Below are 22,633 nucleotides of genomic sequence, written 5' to 3' on the forward strand. Positions count from 1 at the left end.
CCGGCGGGGTGGGTAGATACAGCACTCGTACCCACTCACGGGTGGTTGCGGACGTCCAGGATCTGGCGCTCCCACATCGCGGCGATCACGCGGTAGCCCGCGGCGTTCGGGTGCAGCCCGTCGGCCAGCTCGTCGGGCTCCAGCAGCCCGGAGGTGTCGGCGTAGCGCACCGGGTGGCCGCGCTCCCGGAAGCCCGCGACGACGCCGGCGGCGAGGCGCTCGAACTCCGTCCGGTCCCGCGTGTCGCCGCTGAGCGGTGCCCACACGCCGGCGACGATCACGTCCGCGTCGGTGACCTGCACGATCCGGGCGATGACGGCGTCGAGGCGGCGGGCCGACTCCGCTGCCGAGGCGCCCTTCAACAGGTCGTTCGTGCCGGTGTGCAGCAGCACGACGTCGGGGTCGGCACGGCGCACCAATCCCGCGACGCGCGGGAGCAGGTCCTCGAGCGTCATGCCACCGTAGCCCTCGTAGTCGAGATCGGGCACCGAGGCGGGGCCGCCGTGCTGCGAGCCGACCATGTCGACCACCACGCCGTCGCGCGCGAGCAGCGCCTGCAGCGGCCCCCGGTACCCCGCCGTCTCCGGGCTGCCGGCCCCCACCGTGCTGGACGCGCCCAGTGGCATGACCCGCAACACGGCCGGCCGCGATGCCGGCGGCGGTGCCGGCACCGCCGCGGCGCTGCGCTGCACCGGGACGGCGCCCGCGCTCACCCCCACCAGCACCATCCCGAGCACCACGATCACGAGCAGCCCACGACCGACCAGAGAACCGACGCCCGCCATCCCGCCCCTTCGTCCGCCCGCAGGCCAATCTATCCGCCGGGCGGGGATGGGAGCATGCCTTTCGTGGCCCGGTTGCTGATCGTCCACCACACGCCGTCGCCCGCCACCGCGGAGCTGCTCGACGCGGTCGTGCGCGGCGCGTCCGACCCGGAGATCACCGGCGTCGACGTGGTCCGCCGCGCCGCGCTCGCCGCGACGGCCTCGGACCTGCTCGCCGCCGACGCGGTGGTGCTCGGCACGCCGGCGAACATCGGGTACATGTCGGGCGCTCTCAAGCACTTCTTCGACACCGTCTACTACGTCTGCCGCGACGACACGCGCGGCCTGCCGTACGGCTGCTACGTGCACGGCAACCTCGGGGTGGAGGGTGCGGTGCGGGCCATCGGGTCGATCACCGACGGCATGGGCTGGACGCGCGCCGCCGCGCCCGTCGAGGTGATGGGCGCGCCCGACAAGGCGGCGCTGGACGCGTGCTACGAGCTGGGTGCGGTCCTGGCGGCGGGGGTCGCGCCGGAAGGGTCCTAGATGGCGCCGAACTGACGGTCCCCCGCGTCGCCGAGGCCCGGCACGATGAACGCGGAGTCGTTCAGGCGCTCGTCGATGCTGGAGGTGATGACCCGCACCGGGAGACCGCTGTCGCGCAGGTGGGCGATGCCCTCCGGCGCGGCGAGCACGCAGATCCCGGTGACGTCGGTGGCGCCGCGCTCGGTGAGCAGCCGGATGGTGTGGGCCATGGAGCCGCCGGTGGCGAGCATCGGGTCGAGCACGAACACCGGCCTGCCCTCCAGCGAGGCGGGCAGCGACTCCATGTACGGCACCGGGCGGTGGGTGTCCTCGTCGCGCGCGAGGCCCACGAAGCCCATCTGCGCCTCCGGCATGAGGCCCAGCGCGGCGTCGGCCATGCCCAGCCCCGCCCGCAGCACGGGCACGAGCAGCGGCGGCGTGGCGAGCCGGTATCCGGTGGTGCGGGCCACCGGCGTGTGCAGCGGGGCCGTGGCCAGCGGGGCGTCGCGGGTGGCCTCGTAGATCAGCATGAGCGTGAGGTCGCGCAGTGCGGCGCGGAACGCCGCGTTGTCCGTGCGCGCGTCGCGCAGCTCCGAGAGCCGGGCCTTGGCCAGTGGGTGGTCGACGACCTGCACGTCCATGCCGCAGAGGCTAGCCGGGGTTCAGGACACCGGGTTCTGCCGCGCGGGCGTCGTAGGCGCTGCGCGCGGCCGCGATCTCGCGCTGGTGGCTCTCGGTCCACGTCACGAGCGCCTGGATCGTCTCGTGCAGGGAGGCACCGAGCGGCGTGAGCTCGTAGTCGACGCGGGGCGGCACGACGGGGTGGACGGTGCGGCGCACCAGCCCGTCGCGCTCGAGCTGGCGCAGTGTGACGGTGAGCATCCGCTGGCTGACGCCGTCGATCTCGCGGCGCAGCTCGGTGAACCGCAGCCGCCGCCGGTCGAGCAGCGCGATGACGAGCAGGGACCACTTGTCGGCGATGCGGTCGAGGATCTGGCGGACCTCGCAGTCCTCGCGGGTGTCCCACTGGTAGGCGTCGTCCCACTCGCAGCAGCCGGCGGACCCGGTGCCTCCCGGGTGCGTCGGTGACTTCGAAGTGCCTTCTTCCACGGCTGTCGATGGTGACGCACGATGCGGTCAGTTACAAGAGGGAACCGACCGAAAAGGGAGAAGACGCCGTGTCCGCACGAACCGCCCCGCCGCGCGCCCAACGGATGACCGCGCGCGCATGGGGCCTGCTGCTCGTCCTGTCGGGGGCAGCCTTCCTCGAGGGCATCGACGTCTCGATGATGGGCGTCGCGCTGCCGTCGATCCGCGCCGAGCTGGACATGTCGGTCAGCGCACTCCAATGGATCGTCAGCGCGTACGTACTGGGCTACGCCGGGTTCGTCCTGCTCGGCGGGCGTGCCGCCGACCTGCTGGGCCGCCGCCGGATGTTCCTGACCTGGCTGGTCGTGTTCGTGGCGTTCTCCGGCCTCGGGGGCCTCGCCACCGAGGGCTGGGTGCTCGTCGTCGCCCGGTTCGTCACCGGGGTCGCGGCCGCGTTCCTCACCCCGGCCGGCCTGTCGATCATCACGACGACGTTCGCCGAGGGGCGGGTCCGCAACCGCGCCGTGCTCGTCTACGCGGGTGCGGGTGCCGGCGGCTTCTCGCTCGGCATGGTGGTCGGCGGCCTGCTCACCGCCGCGCACTGGCGCTGGGTGTTCTTCGCGCCGGTGGTCGTGGCCGCGGTGCTGCTCGTCGCGGCCGCCGCGCTCGTCCCGCGCGAGGAACGGCGTGAGCGCGCCGCGGGCGGTGTCGACGTCGCGGGCACGCTGACGCTCACCGGCGCGATGTTGCTCATGGTGCTCACGGTGGTGCACGCGCCCGAGGTCGCGCTCACCACCACGCTCGCGACGCTCGCGGGCGCCGTCGTGCTGCTCGCGGCCTTCGTCCGGATCGAACAGCGCTCGGCCGCCCCGCTCGTCCGGCTGGGGATCCTGCAGTCCGCTCCCCTGCTCCGGGCCAACGCGGGCGCGGTGCTGCTGCTCGCCTCCTTCATGGGTTTCCAGTTCATCGCCGTGCTCTACCTGCAGGAGCTGCGGGGGTGGTCGACCGTGGAGACGGGGCTCGCGCTCGCCGTCCTCGGCATCGACGCGGTCCTCGCGCCGACGCTGACACCGGTGTTGGTCAACCGGTTCGGCAACTCTCGGGTCCTCGTCGTCGGGATGGTGTTCGCCGCGCTCGGCTACCTGGTCTTCCTCCCGGTCGGCCCGGACTGGACCTTCTTCGCGATGCTGCCCACCTTCCTCGCGCTCGGGATGGCGTTCACGCTCGCCTACGGGACGCTCACGATCGCGGCCACGGACGGGGTCGCCGACGAGGAGCAGGGGCTCGCGAGCGGGCTGCTGACCACGTCGTTCCAGTTCGGGGCCGCGCTGGGCCTCGCGGTCGCGACCGCGGTGATCGTCGCCGCCACCGCGGGCACCACACCGCAGGCCGTGCTCGAGGGGTACCGGGCGGGGCTGGTCGTGCCGGTGGCCGCGGCGGTGCTCGGCACGCTGCTGATGGCGGCGGGCCTGCGCGGGCGCACCCCGGTGCGCCGGGCCTGACCCGGCTCAGTGACGATGCCCGGGCAACGTCGGCCTCATGGGACGGCGCGCCCCGGCGTCTCGCTGCGCCACTCCCAGCGGCCGTCGTCCGCCCGGGCGGCGCGGAGCCGGTCCTCCAGCACCGGGTTCAGCTCGTGCTCCCGGCAGCCCGTGGCCGCCCAGCAGGAGACGACGATCTCGTCGCCCTCGACGTCCAGCCGCAGGAAGCTCTTGAACTGCGGCACGGCGTTCGAGTCGAACAGCAGCGACATCAGGTTGTGCGCGGGCGCCGAGCCGCGCGCGGGGAGCGGGAAGACGCGGTCGGCGGCGCGGCGGGCGCGGGCGCTGACGGTGGTCGGCGACGAGCGCGGGGGCTCGATGCCCACCCGCTCGGCCATGATCACCGTGGCCTCCTCGGGGGAGATCACGAGGCGGCCCAGCCCGAACCCGAGCAGCTTGTCGTAGCGGCGGCTGAAATGCGCGAGCGAGTCGCCGCGCAGCGGGTAGCAGCGGAAGTCCTCCTCGTGCACGGCCGGGGCGAGCCGGTCGACGTTCGGGATCTGGTGCGTGGCGGACAGGTAGGCGCCCGACCCGCCCGCCACCAGGTAGAGGATGGTGCGCCCGTCGCGCTGGAGCACGGGGTAGCGCTGGTAGTTGTGGTCGTCACCGCCGATGCACGCCACGTAGTTGAACGCCGGGTCCGTGACGATCTCGTTGACGTCGCCGCCGCCCTCGATCGGGCTGTCCTGGCGCTGCGCGTACGTGTAGAGGGGCCGCCCGGTGAGCAGGATCTTCGGGCGGTCGCCCGCGGAGATCTCCCGCAGCCACTCGCCCTGGTCGCGGTCGATGTGCCCGTTGATGCCGGTGTCGATCAGCACCAGCCGCACGGGGCCCGCGTCGATCGCGCAGTACGGCCCGGGCTGGCCGGCCTGCTGCGACTCGGCGTCGCGGTACCAGCGCATGTCGGCGACGTCCTCGACGGTGGCGGCGGGCGCCCGGCGCCACAGGCGCTCGAGCAGGATCCGCTTCCACCACGAGCCGGTGAACACGGGCTCCGGATCGCCCGCGTCCGGCGGGGCGTCGCAGAAGGTGGTCATGAAGCCGGAGAGCCCGTCGTACCAGTCGTGGTTGCCCGGCAGCGCGTAGATCGGGCCCCGGTAGTCGGCGTACGGGCGGTAGAAGCGGTCGGCGTAGGCGCGGACCCCACCGGCCGGGTAGACGACGTCGCTGCACAGCACGGCGAAGTCGGTGTCGTCGGCGACCCGCTCCAGCACCGGCACCACCACGTACTGCGAGGCATCGCCCTCGCCCGGATCGCCCAGCACGGCCACCGACACGCGCTCGCGGTCGGCGTAACGGGTGACCAACCGGTCGCGCGGCGGGGGCGGCGCCCCCGTCGCGCGCGCGTACCCGTCGAGGCGGCGCAGCCACTCGCGGCGCTGGTCGTCGGTCGGGTCGCCGAACCTGCGGGCCAGCACGTCGTTGCGCGACGCGATCAGCGGTCCCGGCCGGAGCCAGGAGAAGCGGCTGTCCCGGGGCGCGAGCCGAGCGCCCACCCCCGGCGTCCGGCAGCCCCACCCGGCCCCGCGGGTGGAACTGCGGGAGGGCCCTGCGATGTCTGGGTCGGGGAGCGAGCACATGATCCGATCCTGGCAGCGGCGGCGCCGATCGGTCACCCTTCGCAACATCGGCGACCCGACGTGCGGCCGCCGGCCTCGCGTTCACCGGCGCCGCGGGCCTGCCCGGTGAGCCGTCACACGACGAACTGCACCCCGGGGCCACTCGGCCGCCCATCGATCACGGAGCGTGCCGAGTGCGTGACGGAAACGACCTTCGCGCCCCGCGGCCCGTGCCCACCGTGCTTCCCGCGACACGCGGCGTGATCAAGACGAACTTTCACCCTGACCCGAACGGGTGGTCTGGCACGAACACTGTCACGCAGGAAGCCTCCCCGACGCTGTACTTAGTGACTAGGAGGTGATCCGGTGCCGGAGAACACGACTTCCGACGAGGCGACGCTGGTCGCAGCGGCGGAGAAGCTCACACAGTGCGACGGATACGTTGTGCTGGCCGTCGACCCCCAGACCGGGGAGGTCGACGCCCACGGCCCGTTCGACGGGCTGACGGCCACCGTCAAGGCCGACCAGCTGCGCCGCGACTTCGACCGCGGTGGGCTGGAGGACGTGACCGTGGGCGTCGTGCGGCTGCACAGCTCCACCTGACCCGACGGAACGATCCGCGCAGCTCCCCGTTGGCGCGGAAGCACGACCGCACAACTGCACGACAGAATTACCCCCGCTCCCCCTGCACTCATCCCCGCCCGCCGCACCTCCCGCGCGGCGGGCGGCGTGCTGTCCAGGCGTCCTTCGGGCAGGATCCAGATGCGTCGTCCCCGCCTAGACTCGCCCGCGTGACCACGACCGTTACCGCCCAGCGCGACGGAGCGTTCGCCGACGCGGGCCGCGACGACACGTCGTTGAGGCGGTTCCTGCACGGCCTGCCCGGCGTCGACCACGTGGGCGTCGAGCGGCGCGCGGCGACGCTGGCCACCCGGAGCATCAAGAAGGAGTCCAAGCTCCACGCCCTCGACATGGCGATCTCGATGATCGACCTCACCACGCTGGAGGGCGCCGACACCCCGGGCAAGGTGCGCTCGCTGTGCGCCCAGGCCCGCAGGCCGGACCCGGACCACGCGGACGTTCCCACGGTCGCCGCGGTCTGCGTCTACCCCGACCTCGCCGGGGTCGCCGTCGAGGCCCTGCAGGGATCCGGGGTGGCCGTCGCGGCCGTGGCCACCGCGTTCCCGTCCGGACGGTCGTCGCGCGCGGTCAAGCTGGCCGACACCGCGCTCGCCGTCGAGGCGGGCGCGAGCGAGATCGACATGGTGATCGACCGCGGTGCGTTCCTCACCGGCCGCTACGGCGCCGTGTACGACGAGATCGTCGCCGTCAAGGAGGCCTGCGGCAGCGCGCACCTCAAGGTCATCCTCGAGACCGGCGAGCTCGGGGGCTACGACGACGTGCGGCGCGCGTCCTGGCTGGCGCTGCTCGCCGGCGCCGACGTCATCAAGACGTCCACCGGCAAGGTCTCCCCCGCGGCCACCCTGCCCGTCGTGCAGGTGATGCTGCAGGCCGTCCGCGACTGGCACCGCGCCACCGGCGAGCACCGCGGCGTCAAGGCGGCGGGCGGCATCCGCACGGCCAAGGACGCCATCCGCCACCTCGTGGCCGTCAACGAGGTGGCCGGGCCCGCATGGCTCACCCCGCAGCTGTTCCGGTTCGGGGCGTCGGCCCTGCTCGGCGACCTGCTGCGGCAGCGGCGCACCCAGCTCGAGGGCCACTACACCGACCGCGACCGCATCGGAGGGGCCTGATGGCCTGGGAGTACGCGCCCGCGCCCGAGTCGGCCTCGCTCGCCGATCTCAAGCCCGCCTACCGCCCGTTCGTCGACGGGGAGTTCGTCGACGGCGGCGGCGAGCCGCTCAAGACGCTGAACCCGGCCACCGAGGAGGTGCTCGCCGAGGTCGGCACGGCGGGCCCCGAGGACGTCGACCGGGCCGTCGCCGCGGCGCGCCGCGCGTACGAGCAGGTGTGGGGCCCGATGCCCGGCGCGGAACGCGCCAAGTACCTGTTCCGCATCGCGCGGGTGGTGGCCGAGCGGGCCCGCGAGCTCGCCGTGCTGGAGACGCTCGACAACGGCAAGCCGATCCGGGAGTCCCGCGACGTGGACGTACCCACGGCGTCGGCGCACCTGTTCCACCACGCGGGCTGGGCCGACAAGCTGGGGTACGCGGGCCTCGGCCCGGACCCGCGGCCGGTCGGCGTGGTCGGCGCGGTGATCCCGTGGAACTTCCCGTTGCTCATGGCCGCCTGGAAGATCGGCCCGGCGCTGGCGTGCGGCAACACGATCGTGCTCAAGCCCGCCGAGACCACCCCGCTCACCGCGCTCGTGCTCGCCGAGATCGCCGCCGACGCCGGGCTCCCGCCGGGCGTGCTGAACGTGCTGCCGGGCGCCGGTGACGTCGGCGCCGCGGTCGTGGGCCACGACGGCCTGGACAAGGTGGCCTTCACCGGTTCCACCGACGTCGGCAAGGAGATCCAGCGCAGGCTCGCCGGCACCGGGCGCAGGCTCACCCTCGAGCTGGGCGGCAAGGCAGCCAACATCGTCTACGACGACGCACCCCTGGACCAGGCCGTCGACGGCGTCGTCGACGGGATCTTCTTCAACCAGGGCCACGTGTGCTGCGCGGGCTCCCGGCTGCTTGTGCAGGAGTCGATCGAGCAGGAGTTCACGGAGCTGCTGCAGGCCCGGATCGAGACGCTGCGCGTCGGCGACCCGCTGGACAAGAACACCGACGTCGGCGCGATCAACTCCCGTCCCCAGCTGGACAGGATCGTCGACCTCGCGGCGGCAGGCGACGCAGAGGGCGCCCGGCGCTGGACCAGCTCGTGCCCGCTGCCCGAGCGCGGGCTCTTCTTCCCGCCCACCGTCTTCTCCGGGGTGGAGCAGACCATGCGCGTGGCGCGGGAGGAGATCTTCGGGCCCGTGCTCTCCGTGCTGACCTTCCGCACGCCCGACGAGGCCATCGCGAAGGCCAACAACACGCCCTACGGCCTCTCCGCCGGGATCTGGACGGAGAAGGGCTCCAAGGCGCTGTGGACGGCCCAGCGGGTGCGGGCCGGGGTGGTGTGGACGAACACCTTCAACCGCTTCGACCCCACCGCGCCGTTCGGGGGGTACCGGGAGAGCGGGTTCGGGCGTGAAGGCGGCCGGATCGGTCTGGAGGCGTACCTCGACGCCTGACGCCGGGGAGCCTCGAGCCGCCGCACACATCTCCCCGGCACGGCACACATGCCCGGGCCCGTGTGCCGCTCCCCGGCGATGTGTGCCGTCGGGCCTGCCCCGACCACGTCGGAGAACGACCAGCCACCGCCCCCACGACCTCAGTCGATCAGCCGGAGCCTGCCGTCCCACCCGTCGGCCAGCAGGCCGGGCAGGAGCTCGGCGAGCTGGAGCGGGTAGACGGTCTCGGTGGTGCGGCGCAGATCGTCGGCGCCCCACCAGCGGTGCCCGCGGACGGTGCGGTTCTCCAGGTCGGTGAAGCCCGCCGTGTCGACCTCGGCCGGGTCGGTCAGGGCGGCCAGGAAGAACCACTCGTCGCTGTCGTACTCCACGCCCTCGAAGCTGAACCGCACCCGGCGCAGCCACACCGGGCCGACGAGCCGGTCCGGCGGCAACCACAGGCCGGTCTCCTCCCGCAGCTCCCGGCGGGCCCCGGCGAGCAGGTCCTCCCCCGGCTCCACCCCGCCGCCCGCCGTGAACCAGAACGACTCGTCGGGCACGTGCGGGTCGACACCGTGGAACAGCAACAACCGCTGCGCCGGGTCGACGAGGAGCACGCGCGCGGCCACCCGGACGCCGGGGCGAGAGATCGGCTCCGCCACCCCGGCGACGCTACGCCTGCGATCCACATCACATTCCTCGCTCGGTCGCCGATCCTGTCGAGAACGTGCGGCCTGCTCCGTCCGAGCCGCGAAGGCCCGACGACAGGAGGAACCACGATGGACCACAACGACGTCATCGAGGTGCTGAGCAAGCCGATCTCGCAGGAGCTGCTGGGTTCGCCGATCCCCGCGCGGCTGGCGTACTCGGCCCTGGACGGGGACCCCCGGGTCGTCCCGGTCGCGTTCTGGTGGAACGGCGAGCAGCTGCTGGTCTTCACCGTTCCTTCCGCGGCGAAGGTGCGGGCGCTGCAGCAGAACCCGCGCGCGGCGATCACGATCGACACCCAGGAGCAGTGGCCGCCGCGCGTGCTGCTGATCCGCGGTGCGGCGAGCGTCGGGGACGTCGACGGCGTGCCCGACGAGTACGTCGAGGCGTCCCGCAAGGTCACGCCGGCCGAGGTGTTCCCGGACTGGGAGGCCGGGGTGCGCGGGCTGTACGACCGGATGGTGCGCATCACGATCGAGCCGGACTGGGCGAAGCTGCTGGACTTCGAGACCACGATCCCCAAGGCCGTCGAGGACCTCATCCACGCGAAGACCGCACAGCGGTGAGCGCGACCACCCGCTCCCCGGTGCTCACGACGGCATCGCCTTCTCGGCCACTTCGTTGAGCCGCCGGCCGAACAGGCCGCCGGTGGCGCCGGCCCGTTCGAGCTCGGCGACCGCCGTGCCCAACAGGTCTGCGTTGCGCTCGTCCAAGGCCTGCACGCAGTCGGCACCGCCGGCGGCGGCTTGCGCGGTGAGGGTCTGCCAGAGCAGTTGGGCCTGCGGCTCGGGCACGCGGAAGTAGCGGTCGGCGTCCTGCGCGAACCGGCCGATGTCGGCGCAGAGGGGGCGGACGCGCGACACGGGGACGTGATCGACCAGCGTGCCGTCGGGCGCGGCGACGGCGTCGCCGACATCCCGGAGGTCGGCGACGAAGCGGGCCATGAGCTCCTGCCCACCGACCCTGAACCACGAGACCACCTGCATCGCCGTCATCTGCGGGGACGCCTCTTCTCCGGGGACGCGCAACGACAGCCGGTGGTCCGGGGCGTCCTGCGCCGTCGCGGCGGCGCCCACGAGATGCGTCTCGCCGGACGCGGTGATCCCCACGGCAACGGCGCACAGCGCAGCGACGCCGACGCGCCCGGCCAGGGGACCGCGTCGCTCCGCCCGGGTACGCCCGCGGGCCGGCGGGGCCGGGGGCGACCGGAACCCCCTGACCACCGTCCCGACCGCCGCCACGACGATGGCGATGAGGCCGGGGAGCACCACGCCGAGAGCCAGGAACGGCCGCAGGAACGACCACGAGGACCCGGGATCCCAGTGGCAGGTCGTGCGGAGCGTGTTCAGCGGCGGCACACAGCCGTCGACGGACAGGAGGACGAGCATCCCGGCCAGGCCCACCACCGCGGCCGTCTCCGCCGCGATGAGCACCGTGAGCAACCGGTAACGGCGCACGAACGCGCCGGCGACGACGGCGGCCGCCCCCGATGCCACGAACAGTCCCACGAGCAGCCAGACCGCGTAGATCAGCCGATACAAGGCCGACGGCTGCCCGGATGACGGCGGGTGGGCGTGCATGTACGCCTGCACGACGACGGCGGCGGCCCACGCCAGTGCCCCGCCCCACAAGCCGGGGACCAGCACCCGCCCCAGCGGTGGTGGTTCCCGGGCCGGCCCGCTCGCGTCCCCGGCGTTGCCCACCGCCGCCCGGGCCCATCGGGGCACGCCGCCGGTGGGGCGGATCGCGAGGGCCGCCACGGGCACCAGCCACAGGACGGCGACAGCGGTGGGGGCGAGGGGCCGGAAGGCGATGCCGGTCAGCAGCGGATCGACGGTGGCGACCGCCCACAGCGTCGCCCACCGGTCTCCCGGCGGGCCGGGGAAGAACTCCTCCAGCAGCCGGACCTCGTCCGCCACGGTGGCCGGCGGACCGAGCGCCAGCTGGGCCCCCTCGCTCCGCCACCACCCGAACCACGAGCTCAAGGCCAGTCCGGCCGCGGCCAGGCTCAGCAGCATCGCAGGGCGCAGGGACGGGCCCCACCACCGCCGGGCCCACAGGTGGGCGCATTGCGCGACCCACCAGGCGAACACGATGCCGGCGACCACCCCGAGCAGGAGCACCTCGGGGTGAGGGGGCAACCACTCGAAGACCGCGATCCGGCTCATGACCAGCTCGCCGGCGACCATCCCGCAGCCCAGCCCCAGCCCGGCCCGCACCCAGGTGGAGGCGGGCCGCGAGGTGAGCATCGCGTACACCGTCGCGCGCCACAGCGCGATCCCGGCGACCCCGGCGACCAGACCCGCCGAGATCATTCCCGCCGTCAGGGTCCACCAGGCGCCGAGCCCGCCGTACTGCGTCAAGGACGCCGAGAGCTGGGCGTTGATCAGCGTCGCGGCGGCTCCGGTCAGGAACATCGGCAACGCGGGTACGTCGAACAACGCCGACGGGTCGGTCAACGCGTCGCGGCGCAGATCCCAGCGCGGGTGGGTGCGCCACAGCTCGATGAACGAGCCGAGCGCTCGCGCCGGCGCACCACGTGCCGGTCCGGATGCCGGGCTGACCCAGTGCTCGGGGCCCGCGCCCCACAGCACCGCGGCGCGATCGGCGTAGATCTCCCGGCTGCGCAGCACGTCCGACCGCGCGAGGTGGACCAACACGATCAGCACCACGGTGAAGAGGAGCGCGCGCGTCAGGACCGGCAGCGCGGGGACGGCCGCCGGTGACCGCAACGACGAGACGAGCTCCCCGATGCACCACGCGGCGAACGGGAGGAGCACAGCGGCGACGAACACCCGCCACACCGCGACCGTGGCGTAGGTGATCGTGACGTCCCCGTAGCGGATGTGGGCGAGCTCGTGGAGCAGCACCGCACGGAACCGTCCGTCGTCGTTGCGAGCCCGGGCGAGCAGGCCGCCGTGCAGGCACACGGTGGGGCTGCGGTTGCGGCCGAAGACGACCGCACCGACCGACGCGGCCGCCGGGTCGACCACGAAACGCGGGGGGCGGGCCAGGCCGGCCACCGACACCAGGTCCGCCAGGACCCGACGAAGATCACCGCTGTGGTCGATCGCGTCCAGCGGCACGACCCGGCCACGCCGTGCCTTCCAGGCCGGCAGGGCGAAGAACAGGACCGCGGCGACGGCCGGCAGCAGCGCGGGCCAGGCGATGGCGACCCACCACGGCGGTGGGGGCCCGACATAGCGCGCCAGGCAGGCCTCGTAGGCGGCGTTCTGGGTCTGGAGGGTGAGGAAGGCTCGTAGCGTTCCGGCGTCGGGATCGGCACCCGCGGCGAGCAGGCAGCCGACGTCGTTCCGGCCCAGCAGGTCGCTCAGGACGGTCAGCACCATCTCGCTGCTGGCCACGAGCAGCAGGACCACGAGCAGCGCGAAACGCACGGTGGTTCCCGCGCCTATCACCTGCTCGTCGACCTGTGGCCGGGAAGGCCCGACGGACATCGCCGGCTATTCCGCGGTCGCCCCGTCACCGCCCGCCGGGCCGTCGGCATCGAGCGGCGGCTCGTCGCCGTCGCCTGCGGCCAGCGCCATCCGCACGACGACCGCGTCGGCGATCGCAGCCGCGCGCTCCGGCTCCAGGCCTCGCTGTTCCGCGGTCTCGCGCACCTGCTGCCGGACCTCACGGAGCTGCTCACGGGTCAGCGCGGGAACGACCACCGGCGCGGCCGGCCTGCGCATGACCCTGCGGAGCAGTGCCTTGGTGCCCCTGGCCGCACCGTCGACGGCCGATTCCGCAGCACGCTTCGCCGCCTCGTCCACCACCAACCACACGACGGGAGTCACCAACGCCGCGATCTCGCCCACACCGAAACCCAGCGGTTCGCGCCGCCCGCCGGAGCGGGCCAGCCGGCGCACGACGGTGTCGTCGTCGAACCGGGCCAGCCCCTGCACCACGGCGGACTCCTCCGGAGCGACCTCGGCCACCACATCGCGGACCACGTCGCGCACCCTCATGCCGTCGGCCGGGCCCGGCCGCCCGCCCGACGACGTCGTTCCAGCGTCCACCGTGTCCCCCACGGGCCGTAGCATTCCGATCCGCTCGGCCGGCGCGCAAGCTCCCGCGACGACCCGTCGAACCCGGTGGGCCTGCGAAGTCCGGTCACCTGACTGATTCGGGCGGGGCCGTCCCGTTCCTGGCGTCGATCACATCGGTCGACGGGAGGAGCATCCGATGGACGCGACACCGCTGCGGCTGGTCGTCGTCATCGCCAGCACCCGGGAAGGCCGGTTCGGGCCGACCGTCGGGGAGTGTTCGCCGAGCAGGCCCGCGGCCGCGCCGACCTCGACCTCGACGTGCTGGACCTGGCCGGGGCCGCGCTGCCGGACCGGCTCACCGGGCACGGGACGCCGACGCCGGACGCGGTCGCGGCCGTGACGCCCCGGCTGACCGCCGCGGACGCGTTCGTCGTGGTGACGCCGGAGTACAACCACAGCTACCCCGCGCCGGTGAGGACGCTGATCGACCAGCTCGCCCGGTGGGCCCACGCGCTGCGGGAGGCGCGGTCCGCGCGCCCGTGCCTCGCGTCTTGACCTCGACCGAACTTCAGCTCTTAGCGTCACCTCGACGCACGAGGAGGTAGGACGACCATGGTCTCGGAAGCGGTGGCGCCCCAGCGCACCAACTGGGCACCGGTGACGGCGCTCGGGCTCGCGATGCTCGTGGTCACGTCGGAGATGAGCATCGCCGCCGTGACGTTGCCCGGCATCGGCGCCGACCTCGCGGTCTCGCCGGCGGCGACGGCATGGGTCCTGCTCGCGTACGCGCTGCCGATGGCCGCGCTCGCGATCCCGGCCGGACGCTGGTCCGACGGCGCGGACGTGCGCGCCGCGTTCGCGCTGTCCATGGTGGGGATCACCGTCGCGAGCGTGCTGGTCGGCCTGTCACCCGTGTTCTGGCTCGTCGTGGTGGGCCGGCTGCTGCAGGGCGCGGCCGGAGCGCTGATCATCGCGGTCTACATGCCGATCATCACCAGGAGCGTGCTGCCCGAGCAGCGCGGCCGGGCGATCGGCTTCGTCATCACGATCATGACCGTGGGCGCGATGGCCGGTGTCCCGATCGGTGGCTTCATCGCCGATGCGTGGGGATGGCGCGCGGTGTTCGTGGTCAAGCTGCCGGTGGTGATCGCCGTGCTCTGGGTGGGGCTGCGCACGATCGCGCGCATCCCCGGCCGCGGCCTGCCCCTGCCGAGCCCGGTCCTGGTGCGGGAGGCCCTGCTCCTGGGCGGGGCGGTGGCCGTGCTGCTGCTCGCCTTCGAGCTCGTGGCCGGGCAGCCGCTCCTCGCGGCGGTGCTGGCGGTGGGTGCGCTCGCGCTGGGGGTGTGGTGGTCCCGGCTGGCCGCCTCCCGCCCGGTGCTCGGCCTCCTGCGGAACCCGGCGTTCGGCATCACCCTGGTCTCCCTGCTGACCGTCTCGCTCACCGGCGGTCTGGTGGCGTTCCTCCTGCCCTACTACGTGGCCGACGTCCTGCGTGCCGGTCCGGACGTCACGGGCGTCGCGCTGCTGTTCTTCGTGGGGGCGATGGCACCGTTCTCGGCGGCCGCAGGCGCCCTTGCCGACCGGTTCGGCAACCGGGTGATGGCGATCATCGGAAGCGCCGTCAGCGTCGTGGCGATGACCCTGATGCTGACCCTCGACGAGACCGCGGAACTGGGCGACCTGGCATGGCGCCTCGTCGTGCTCGGCATCGGCGCCGCGCTGTACAACCCGGCGGTCAACGCGGCGATGCTCGCCGCCGCGCCCGCAGGGTCGGAGGGTGTGGCCGGCGGCACCGGCATGACGGTGCGGACGATCGCGATGACGGTCGCTCCCGCGGCATCCGCCCTCGCATGGACGGCCGCAGGCGGTGGGGTGCCCGGCTTCCGCTCCGGGGTCATGGTGATCACCGCCGGGGTCGTGGTCGGGCTGCTGGTCCTGCTCGTCCCGGTGCGACGGCCGTGAGCACGGGTACCGCCGCGCAGGCGCTGCGGGCCACCGGGGCGACCGGCGCCACCGGACCGGGCCCCGATCCGGTGGCGGAGCTGACCCCGCAGGAGCTGCAGGTCGTCCGGCTCGCCGCGGCGGGACTGTCCAACCGCGACATCGGCGCGCAGCTCTTCCTGTCCCCGCGCACCGTCGGCCACCACCTCTACAAGGCGTTCCCGAAGCTCGGGGTGGCCTCGCGCGCACAGCTGGTCCGGCTGGATCTGCCCGCGTAGCCTGCGCCCCGTGACGACCACCGACCGGCTCGCCGTCGCCAAGACCTACAAGCTGTACGTCGGCGGCGCCTTCCCGCGGTCGGAGTCCGGCCGCAGCTACCCGGTCACCGGCACCGACGGCACGCTGCTGGCGCATGCGGCCCTCGCGTCGCGCAAGGACGTGCGCGACGCGGTGAGCGCGGCGCGCGCGGCGTTCCCCGGCTGGGCGGGCGCCACCGCCTACAACCGCGGCCAGGTGCTCTACCGGGTCGCCGAGATGCTGCAGGGCCGCCGCGCGCAGTTCGTCGACGACGTGGTGGCCGCCGAGGGCGCGCGGAAGGGGCAGGCCGCGGCGCTCGTCGACGCCGCGATCGACCGCTGGGTCTGGTACGCGGGGTGGACCGACAAGATCGCCTCCGTGCTCGGGTCCGTGAACCCGGTGGCCGGGCCGCTGGTGAACTGGTCCACCCCGGAACCCACCGGCGTGGTCGGGGTGCTGGCGCCGCAGTCGTCGTCGCTGCTCGGGCTCGTCGACGTGCTCGCGCCCGTGCTCGCCACGGGCTGCACGGCCGTGGTCGTCGCCTCGGAGCTGCGACCGCTGCCCGCCGTGGAGCTGGCAGAGGTGCTCGCCACGTCCGACGTGCCCGGCGGGGTGGCCAACGTGCTCACCGGGCGCACCGCCGAGCTCGCGCCGTGGCTCGCCGCGCACGGCGAGGTGCAGGCGCTCGACCTGGTGGGCGTGCCCCCCGACCTGGCCGCCGACCTGGAGCGCGCCGCGGCCGAGGGGGTCCGGCGCGTGCTGCCGAGGCCGGCCGCCGAGCCCGATTGGACCCGGCAACCCGATCTTTTGCGGCTCCGCGCCTGGACCGAGATCAAGACGGTGTGGCACCCGGTCGGGCGTTGACGACCCGGCCTCCTAGGCTTTGCCCGTGGCCAGCGACATCGTCCCGATCCAGCTCTCGCTCACGGCGGGCGACCTCGTCACGCTGTGGGCCCCCCGGTGGCGGGAGGACGGCGAGGAGTGGGAGGCCTTCCTCGGCGACGACGACTCGTTGTTCGCCTTCCCGGAGGTCGCCCAGCTCGCGGCGTTCGTCCGCACGGCCCCCGAGCACGACCTCGTCGACCACCCGGCGTGGTCCGTGGTGCCCGACCTCACGGTGCCGGAGCTCACCCCCGACGACACGCAGCGCTACGACATCGTCGGCGTGCCCGAGCTGGTCGCCGACGACCCCGACACCTGGACGGTCGGCGAGCTCGCCGAGATCACGGAGATGATCCGCTCGATCGCCGAGGTCTGCGAGCTGAACGCGGTCACCGACGTGCTCGGCGCCGCGCCCGCGTTCAACCTCCTGCGCCAGGGCACGCTGCCGTTCGCGGGGCGCGAGGGCCAGCGGCTCTGGACGCAGATGGTGGAGACCATCGCGGAGCGCTGGGACGAGGTCATCGACGCGCTCGACGACATCGTCGAGACGCCGGAGGTCGACGCCGCCGCGCTCGCGGCCGCCGAGAAGGAGATCGTGGTCGTCGACGACACCGACGAGCCCACGATCAGCGAGGCCGACGAGGACGGTGCGGACGACGAGGAGGAGGACCAGGAGCCCGGGTTCTGGGAGGAGGTCGGCATCGACCCCGTCCGGATCACCACGCGCGAGGGCGACCACTTCACCCTGCGCTGCTACCTCGACGACAAGGCCGTCTTCCTCGGCTCGGAGGGGCGCATCGACGTCTTCCGCAGCGAGCGCGCCCTTGCCCGCTGGCTCGGCGAGGACGGCGCCAGCGGGCACGACCTCGCCACCGTGTCCACCTGGCCGGAGATCGTCGAGCGGGCCGGGGTGGGCGAGCTGGAGGTGCAGGTCGACGACCTCAACGCCTACACCCTCACCGGCCTGCCCGACGACCTGGCCGAGGGACCGACCGCGGTCGACCCCTCCCAGCTGGAGCTGGCCAGCGAGCTGCTGCTCGACGTCGGCGACTGGGCGGGCGACGACGAGGCCCGGCGCGCGCTCGCCGAGTCGCAGGCCCTGGGCTGGCTCGTCTCCTTCATCACCAAGCCCGACCCCACCCGCCTCGCACCGAGCCCACCGTTCGACACCGAGGCTGCGCGCTTCGGCGAGCTGGTCGAGGACGTGACGAACCGCTTCCGCACGCACTAGCCGCGGTCCGGGACCGACGGGGCCTTGATCAGCACGGCCCGCGCCCCGTGTGACCGGGGGCGGAGCGGGGTACTGGGGAAAACCCCACCACACGAGGGGAGTCCTCACCAGCGCGTCCCTCCCCCCGCCCGCTCGACGATGACCGGGTGATCGGTAGACGTGCACTACTCGGCGGCGCAGCCGCGGTCGTGGCAGGAGCGGGGCTGGCGCTCACGCCGGTGTGGCGGTCGACGGCCGAGCCGGTCGACGAGGCGGCCATCGACGAGGCGGCCATCGACGACGCCGCCATCGACGAGGCGGCCATCGACGACGCCGCCACCCGGCTGGACGGCAGCCTGGTCGAGCTGCGGCGGGACATCCACCGCCATCCCGAGACCGCGGGCCAGGAGCAGCGAACCGCCGAACTGGTGGCGGAGCGACTCCGGGCCGCCGGTCTCGACGTCACCACGGGCGTCGGCGGGTACGGGGTCGTCGGGGTGCTCGAAGGCGCCCGCCCCGGCCGGGCGGTCGCCTACCGGGCCGACATGGACGCGGTGCCGCCGGACGGCCAGATCGTGGGCGGTCCCGCTGCCGCCCACGTGTGCGGACACGACCTCCACACCACGATCGGGGTCGGCATCGCGGAGGTGCTCGCGAGCCTGCGGGACCGGCTCGGCGGAACCGTCGTGTTCGTGTTCCAGCCGGGCGAGGAGGCGTTGACGGGCGCCGCAGCGATGCTCGACGACGGCGTGCTCGCCGGCACCCGGCCGGCGGAGATCCACGCCCTGCACTGCGGCCCGTTCCCCGTCGGCCGGTTCGCCACCGCCCCCGGGTACGGGCTGCCGGGCCAGGATCGGGGCACCGTCACGCTCACGGGCCCCGACGCGGCGGAGCAGGCGCGGCGGCTCGCGGCCGAGATCGGCGGGCTCGGCACGGTCTCGCCACCCGGGTCGAGCGCGGACCTCGAACGGCTCGTCGCGGACATCCAGACGCCCGACGGTCCGTTGGCGACGTTCGTGTTCATGCGGGCAGCCGTGTCCGAGGCGGCGAACGAGGTAGCGGTGTCGTACCGGTGCTGGCCGGAGGAGCGCCACGTCGAGGTCCGGGAGAGCATCCGCCGGCTCGCACGGCCGTACGACGGGGCGAGCGTGGACTTCCCCGGCGGCCCGTTCCCGGCGATGGTCTGCCCCGAACGGCAGGGCCAGGACCTGACGGAGTACCTGCGCGGCACGCTCGGCGCGGACCGGGTGGTGACGCTGCACGCCGCGATCCCGTTCAGCGGCGAGGACTTCGCGCTGTTCCTCGACCGGCTTCCCGGCACCTTCACGTTCCTCGGCGTCCGCGCGCCCGGGTCGGCCCTGGAGTCCAGCTACCCGCACTACGGCGTCTTCGAGCCGGACGAGCGGGCCATCGGGTACGGCGTGCGTGCCATGGCCGGCTGGCTGGCACGGAGGGCGCGCACGGAGTAGCCGGCGGATCGCCTCACGGCTGCCGGAGGCCGGCCTCGCGGGCCAGGAGGCCCAGCTGCGTGCGGTTGGTGCAGCCGAGCTTGTCCAGCGCGTTGGAGACGTAGCCCTTCACCGTGGCCTCGGTGAGGGGCAGCCGCCGCGCCACCTCGGCGTTGGAGCAGCCCTCGCCGAGCAGCGCGACGACGTCGCGCTCCCGATCGGTCAGCGGCGCCAGGCGGGCCGCGGCGCGGCGGCGGGCAACGTGGGCGTCCCCGGCCCGGTCCACCAGGCGGCGGGCCGCCGACCGCGACAGCACGGTGTGCCCCTGCGCGGCCACCCGCACCAGCGCGGCCAGCTCGTCCGGGGGCGTGGACTTGAGCAGGTACCCCGCTGCACCGGCGCGCAGTGCCCGGTGCACGTGCTCGTCAGCGTCGAACGTGGTGAGCGCGACCACCGGCGGCGGGGACGGGAGCTCGACGATCCGCGCCGTCGCGGCGATCCCGTCCACCCCGGGCATCCGCAGGTCCATGAGCACGACGTCCGGCTCGTGCAGGACGACGGCCTCCACGGCCTCCGCCCCGTCGGCCGCCGTGGCGACCACCTCGATCCCATCGGCCGCACCGAGGATCGTGCGCAGGTGGGCGCACACCATCGGCTCGTCGTCGACCACCAGCACGTGGACCGTCACGGTCTTCTCCTTCACCGCCCCACCGGGAGCCGGGCGCGCACCGCAAACCCGCCCTCGGGGCACGGCCCGGCCTCCAGGGTCCCGCCGATGATCGCCACCCGCTCGCCCAGGCCGCGCAGCCCGCTCCCGGAGCCGGTCGGGGCGAGCACGGGATCGGCGGTGGCGGCGGTGTTGGTCACGGCCACGGTCACGGCATCGCCGGCGTACCGGACGTCGACGTGCACCCGCCCGCCGGGCGCGTGCTTGTGCACGTTCGTCAACGCCTCCTGCACGACGCGGTGGGCCGTGCGCAGCACCGCCACCGGTACCGCGTCGGCGTCCCCGGTGCAGCGCAACCGCACGTCGACCCCGGCGGCGCCGGACGCGTCGACGAGCTCGCGCAGCTCGACGCGCGGCGCGGGCGGGCCCACCGACGGCGACTCCCCCGTCCGCTCCCCACCGAACACCCCGACCAGGTCGCGCAGCTCGTCCAGGGCCTGCATGCCGGCGTCGCGGAGACCCTCGGCGGCGCGGCGCGTCTCCGGGTCGGTCGCGGTGACCTCGATGGCACCGGCCTGCAGCACCATGAGGCTCACGCGGTGGGTCACGACGTCGTGCATCTCGGCCGCGAGCCGGGCCCGCTCCTCGGCGCGGGCCTGCTCGGCGAGCAGGCGCTGCTCCCGGTCGGTGCGTTCGGCCCGTTCGCGCAGGTTCGCCATCAGGTTGCGCCGCGCCACCAGGTAACGGCCGAGCAGCGCGGGAACCCCCGTGATCAGCAGCCCGAGCGAGACCGTGAGCCACGACGGGTCCCACGGCCGCGTCGCGAGCAGCGTGAGGATCCCGACCAGCACCCACGTGGACCGCTGGTTGCGCACCTGGACCACGACGTTGACCACGACCGGGGTCACGCTGAGCGTCAGCGGGTCGCCGCCGATCACCGGGGTCGCGACGAGCAGCCCCGGGCTCACGAGCTCGCTCAGCTGCAACGCGCCGGCGCCGGCGATCATGAGCCAGGTCACGAGGATCGGGGCCCGCAGCGCCGCGAGCACCGCGACGTCGAGGACGAGCCGCAGCGCGAGCCCGGCCCACGGGCCGGCGGGACCGGTGGTCCGGGAGCCGAGCAGGGCGTAGAGCACGTCGAGGCCGGCGAAGAGCAGCACGGCAGCGACGAGCAGGAACACCGCCTCGGTCGGGTGGTCCTGCTCCTTCGCCTGCTGGCGCACCAGGACACGGTATCCGCGCCCGGCCCTGCCGATCACCTGCGTGGAGGGGGTTGCCGCACCGACTTCCGTAGGGGGCGTGGCCATCCGTCGACGCTGGTCAGGAGGCGACTCGGGCCGGTCTGATGGAGATCGTGACCACCCTCGAGGCCGCCGTGACGCGACCACTGCCCCGCACCGTGCCGTTCGCCCGCGGCCCCGTCCTGTCGGTCGCGGCGGTGGTCGCGGCGGCGCAGCTGGCCGCGAGCCTCCCAGGCGGCTACTGGTTCGACGAGATGTACATGCTGGCGATCGGGCGCCACCACCTCGACTGGGGCTCGGCCGACCAGCCCCCGGTGGCACCGCTGCTCGCCGCCCTGATGGACGCGATCGCCCCGGGCTCGATCGTCGCGCTGCGGTTGCCCGCGGTGCTCGCCACGGTCGCCGCGGTCGTCGTCGCCGCGCTCGTCGCCCGCGAGCTCGGCGGCGACCGGCGAGCGCAGACGCTGACAGCGGGCGTGCAGGCCACCGGGCTGTGGACCACGCTCGCCGGGCACTGGCTCACCCCGTACGCGCTCGAGCCCGTCCAGTGGCTGGTCGTGGGGTGGCTGCTGGTCCGCTGGATCCGGACGCGCGACGACCGGCTCCTCATGGTGCTGGGGTTGGTGATCGGCGTCGCGGCCCAGACCAAGTTCCAGGTGCTGCTGCTCGCCGCCGTGCTGCTCCTCGCCGTGCTCGCCTGCGGTCCGCGGGAGCTCCTGCGCCGCCCGATGCTGTGGGTGGGTGCCGGCGCCGGGCTGCTGATCGCGCTGCCCACCCTCGTCTGGCAGGCGCTGCACGGCTGGCCCCAGCTGAAGATGACCGCCGTGGTGGCCGCCGAGGCCGACGCGCTGTACGCCGGGAGACCGGGAGTCGCGGTCACGCTGATCGTCATGGCCGGGGTGGCCGGCACCGCGCTCCTGCTCTACGGCCTGTGGGTGCTGGTGCGTTCCGGGGAGATGCGCCCCTACCGCTTCTTCGCCGTGACGTTCGTGGCGCTGTACGCCGTCTTCGCGCTCACGCCGGGCCGTCCCTACTACCTGTGCGGGCTGTACGGGATCATCGCCGCGGCCGCGGCGCTCGGCCTGCAACGGCGCCGCGAGGCCGGACGGCGCCGCTTCAGCTGGGTGGCGTGGCCCGCCTACGCGGTGAGCGCCGCCGCCGCGGGCGGCCTGCTCCTGTTCACGGCCACGACCATCACCGCCGCGTCGGACGACATCGGCGAGGCGATCGCGCAGCGCGCCTCCGCCGCCTACCACGACCTCCCGCCCGGCGTGCGCGAGCACACGGCCCTGATGGGCGGCTCCTACATCGTCGCCGCCTACCTCGACGGCTACTCGCTGCAGTACGACCTCCCGCAGGCCCACAGCGGCAACCGCGGGTACGGCTGGTTCCCACCCCCGTCCGAGGACGAGGACACCGTGCTGTTCGTCGGCAGCGACCCCGAGCCGCTGCGGCCGTACTTCTCCGACGTGCGCATGCTGGCCGACGGCGGGCCGGACGCGAGCGTCTGGCTGTGCAGCGGCCGGGAGCTCCCGTGGGACGAACTCTGGCCGCGGCTGCGCACCCTCACCGTCGGTTGATCCTGTTAGGCCAGGCTAACATCACC

General features: G+C 73.9%; 22 protein-coding genes. 13 read left to right on the top strand and 9 right to left on the bottom strand.

Annotated features, from left to right (window positions below; genetic code table 11):
* Positions 1 to 35: 35 nt before the first annotated feature.
* The gene (locus tag ABEA81_RS03330) at positions 36 to 785 is read right to left on the bottom strand and encodes a GDSL-type esterase/lipase family protein (RefSeq protein WP_345603131.1); all 750 of its coding nucleotides are present in this window, start codon (positions 783 to 785) and stop codon (positions 36 to 38) included.
* Positions 786 to 848: 63 nt separating this feature from the next.
* On the opposite strand from ABEA81_RS03330, the gene ABEA81_RS03335 reads away from it, so the two are divergent.
* Positions 849 to 1,310 (top strand): flavodoxin family protein, encoded by a 462-nt coding sequence (locus ABEA81_RS03335; RefSeq protein WP_345603288.1) that lies wholly within the window; start codon positions 849 to 851, stop codon positions 1,308 to 1,310.
* Here the strand turns inward: ABEA81_RS03335 and upp are convergent.
* Together upp and ABEA81_RS03345 are read right to left on the bottom strand one after the other, a co-directional pair.
* Complete coding sequence (gene upp, locus ABEA81_RS03340; protein ID WP_345603132.1) at positions 1,307 to 1,930, bottom strand: uracil phosphoribosyltransferase; 624 nt, start codon at positions 1,928 to 1,930, stop codon at positions 1,307 to 1,309. The genes ABEA81_RS03335 and upp overlap by 4 nt on opposite strands.
* Positions 1,931 to 1,940: 10 nt before the next feature.
* Positions 1,941 to 2,399 carry a winged helix-turn-helix transcriptional regulator gene (locus ABEA81_RS03345; RefSeq protein ID WP_345603133.1) on the bottom strand — a complete coding sequence of 153 codons (459 nt, stop codon included), beginning with the start codon at positions 2,397 to 2,399 and terminating at the stop codon, positions 1,941 to 1,943.
* A 68-nt stretch (positions 2,400 to 2,467) separates the two neighbouring features.
* Between ABEA81_RS03345 and ABEA81_RS03350 the strand changes: the two genes are divergently transcribed.
* A complete protein-coding gene (locus ABEA81_RS03350) occupies positions 2,468 to 3,880 on the top strand; it encodes an MFS transporter (RefSeq protein ID WP_345603134.1) in 1,413 nt (470 codons plus the stop codon).
* Positions 3,881 to 3,915: 35 nt separating this feature from the next.
* Here the strand turns inward: ABEA81_RS03350 and ABEA81_RS03355 are convergent, their stop codons facing one another.
* Entirely contained in the window at positions 3,916 to 5,415 is a 1,500-nt protein-coding gene (locus ABEA81_RS03355; RefSeq protein ID WP_345603135.1) for a metallophosphoesterase family protein, read from the bottom strand.
* Between the two features lie 429 nt (positions 5,416 to 5,844).
* On the opposite strand from ABEA81_RS03355, the gene ABEA81_RS03360 reads away from it, so the two are divergent.
* From ABEA81_RS03360 to ABEA81_RS03370, 3 genes are all read left to right on the top strand, one after another.
* Positions 5,845 to 6,081 (top strand): hypothetical protein, encoded by a 237-nt coding sequence (locus ABEA81_RS03360; RefSeq protein ID WP_075940218.1) that lies wholly within the window; start codon positions 5,845 to 5,847, stop codon positions 6,079 to 6,081.
* Between the two features lie 188 nt (positions 6,082 to 6,269).
* Positions 6,270 to 7,232, top strand: a complete 963-nt coding sequence (deoC, locus tag ABEA81_RS03365; RefSeq protein ID WP_345603136.1) for a deoxyribose-phosphate aldolase — start codon at positions 6,270 to 6,272, stop codon at positions 7,230 to 7,232.
* Complete coding sequence (locus ABEA81_RS03370) at positions 7,229 to 8,662, top strand: aldehyde dehydrogenase family protein (RefSeq protein ID WP_345603290.1); 1,434 nt, start codon at positions 7,229 to 7,231, stop codon at positions 8,660 to 8,662. The genes deoC and ABEA81_RS03370 overlap by 4 nt, the downstream gene beginning before the upstream one ends.
* 140 nt (positions 8,663 to 8,802) lie before the next feature.
* Here ABEA81_RS03370 and ABEA81_RS03375 read toward each other — a convergent pair whose 3' ends face one another.
* A complete protein-coding gene (locus ABEA81_RS03375) occupies positions 8,803 to 9,303 on the bottom strand; it encodes an NUDIX hydrolase (RefSeq protein WP_345603137.1) in 501 nt (166 codons plus the stop codon).
* Between the two features lie 117 nt (positions 9,304 to 9,420).
* Here ABEA81_RS03375 and ABEA81_RS03380 point away from each other — a divergent pair, with 117 nt between their 5' ends.
* Positions 9,421 to 9,915: a pyridoxamine 5'-phosphate oxidase family protein gene (locus ABEA81_RS03380; RefSeq protein WP_345603139.1), complete on the top strand. Its 495-nt coding sequence runs from the start codon at positions 9,421 to 9,423 to the stop codon at positions 9,913 to 9,915.
* A gap of 24 nt (positions 9,916 to 9,939) precedes the next feature.
* Here ABEA81_RS03380 and ABEA81_RS03385 read toward each other — a convergent pair whose 3' ends face one another.
* On the bottom strand, positions 9,940 to 12,747 hold the full coding sequence (locus tag ABEA81_RS03385; protein WP_345603141.1) for a M56 family metallopeptidase: 2,808 nt from the start codon (positions 12,745 to 12,747) through the stop codon (positions 9,940 to 9,942).
* A 66-nt stretch (positions 12,748 to 12,813) separates the two neighbouring features.
* The gene (locus tag ABEA81_RS03390) at positions 12,814 to 13,371 is read right to left on the bottom strand and encodes a hypothetical protein (protein ID WP_345603143.1); all 558 of its coding nucleotides are present in this window, start codon (positions 13,369 to 13,371) and stop codon (positions 12,814 to 12,816) included.
* 243 nt (positions 13,372 to 13,614) lie between these two features.
* Between ABEA81_RS03390 and ABEA81_RS03395 the strand changes: the two genes are divergently transcribed.
* The 6 genes from ABEA81_RS03395 to ABEA81_RS03420 all read left to right on the top strand — a co-directional run bounded on the left by ABEA81_RS03395 (position 13,615) and on the right by ABEA81_RS03420 (position 19,140).
* Entirely contained in the window at positions 13,615 to 13,896 is a 282-nt protein-coding gene (locus tag ABEA81_RS03395; protein ID WP_345603145.1) for an NAD(P)H-dependent oxidoreductase, read from the top strand.
* Positions 13,897 to 13,953: 57 nt separating this feature from the next.
* The gene (locus tag ABEA81_RS03400; RefSeq protein WP_345603147.1) at positions 13,954 to 15,303 is read left to right on the top strand and encodes an MFS transporter; all 1,350 of its coding nucleotides are present in this window, start codon (positions 13,954 to 13,956) and stop codon (positions 15,301 to 15,303) included.
* A complete protein-coding gene (locus tag ABEA81_RS03405) occupies positions 15,300 to 15,560 on the top strand; it encodes a helix-turn-helix domain-containing protein (protein WP_425570430.1) in 261 nt (86 codons plus the stop codon). The genes ABEA81_RS03400 and ABEA81_RS03405 overlap by 4 nt, the downstream gene beginning before the upstream one ends.
* Before the next feature lie 10 nt (positions 15,561 to 15,570).
* Positions 15,571 to 16,443: an aldehyde dehydrogenase family protein gene (locus ABEA81_RS03410; protein WP_345603149.1), complete on the top strand. Its 873-nt coding sequence runs from the start codon at positions 15,571 to 15,573 to the stop codon at positions 16,441 to 16,443.
* Between the two features lie 25 nt (positions 16,444 to 16,468).
* Positions 16,469 to 17,692 carry a primosomal protein gene (locus tag ABEA81_RS03415; protein WP_345603151.1) on the top strand — a complete coding sequence of 408 codons (1,224 nt, stop codon included), beginning with the start codon at positions 16,469 to 16,471 and terminating at the stop codon, positions 17,690 to 17,692.
* 146 nt (positions 17,693 to 17,838) lie between these two features.
* Entirely contained in the window at positions 17,839 to 19,140 is a 1,302-nt protein-coding gene (locus ABEA81_RS03420) for a M20 metallopeptidase family protein (protein WP_345603153.1), read from the top strand.
* A gap of 13 nt (positions 19,141 to 19,153) precedes the next feature.
* On the opposite strand, the gene ABEA81_RS03425 is transcribed toward ABEA81_RS03420, so the two are convergent.
* Both ABEA81_RS03425 and ABEA81_RS03430 read right to left on the bottom strand, forming a co-directional pair.
* Positions 19,154 to 19,807, bottom strand: coding sequence for a response regulator transcription factor (locus tag ABEA81_RS03425; protein WP_345603155.1), 654 nt, complete (start codon positions 19,805 to 19,807; stop codon positions 19,154 to 19,156).
* An 11-nt stretch (positions 19,808 to 19,818) separates the two neighbouring features.
* Positions 19,819 to 21,009 carry a sensor histidine kinase gene (locus tag ABEA81_RS03430; protein WP_345603157.1) on the bottom strand — a complete coding sequence of 397 codons (1,191 nt, stop codon included), beginning with the start codon at positions 21,007 to 21,009 and terminating at the stop codon, positions 19,819 to 19,821.
* 131 nt (positions 21,010 to 21,140) lie between these two features.
* Here ABEA81_RS03430 and ABEA81_RS03435 point away from each other — a divergent pair, with 131 nt between their 5' ends.
* Positions 21,141 to 22,607 carry a glycosyltransferase family 39 protein gene (locus ABEA81_RS03435; RefSeq protein WP_345603159.1) on the top strand — a complete coding sequence of 489 codons (1,467 nt, stop codon included), beginning with the start codon at positions 21,141 to 21,143 and terminating at the stop codon, positions 22,605 to 22,607.
* Positions 22,608 to 22,633 lie beyond the last annotated feature (26 nt).

Origin of the sequence: Pseudonocardia adelaidensis, assembly GCF_039543345.1 — a bacterium.
In the GTDB taxonomy this organism is placed as follows: Bacteria; Actinomycetota; Actinomycetes; order Mycobacteriales; family Pseudonocardiaceae; genus Pseudonocardia; species Pseudonocardia adelaidensis.

Excerpts from the sequence above, each read along its gene's own strand:
- upp (WP_345603132.1), bottom strand. The coding sequence starts at position 1,930 with ATGGACGTGCAGGTCGTCGACCACCCACTGGCCAAGGCCCGGCTCTCG.
- ABEA81_RS03330 (WP_345603131.1), bottom strand. The coding sequence starts at position 785 with ATGGCGGGCGTCGGTTCTCTGGTCGGTCGTGGGCTGCTCGTGATCGTG.
- ABEA81_RS03380 (WP_345603139.1), top strand. The coding sequence starts at position 9,421 with ATGGACCACAACGACGTCATCGAGGTGCTGAGCAAGCCGATCTCGCAG.
- ABEA81_RS03400 (WP_345603147.1), top strand. The coding sequence starts at position 13,954 with ATGGTCTCGGAAGCGGTGGCGCCCCAGCGCACCAACTGGGCACCGGTG.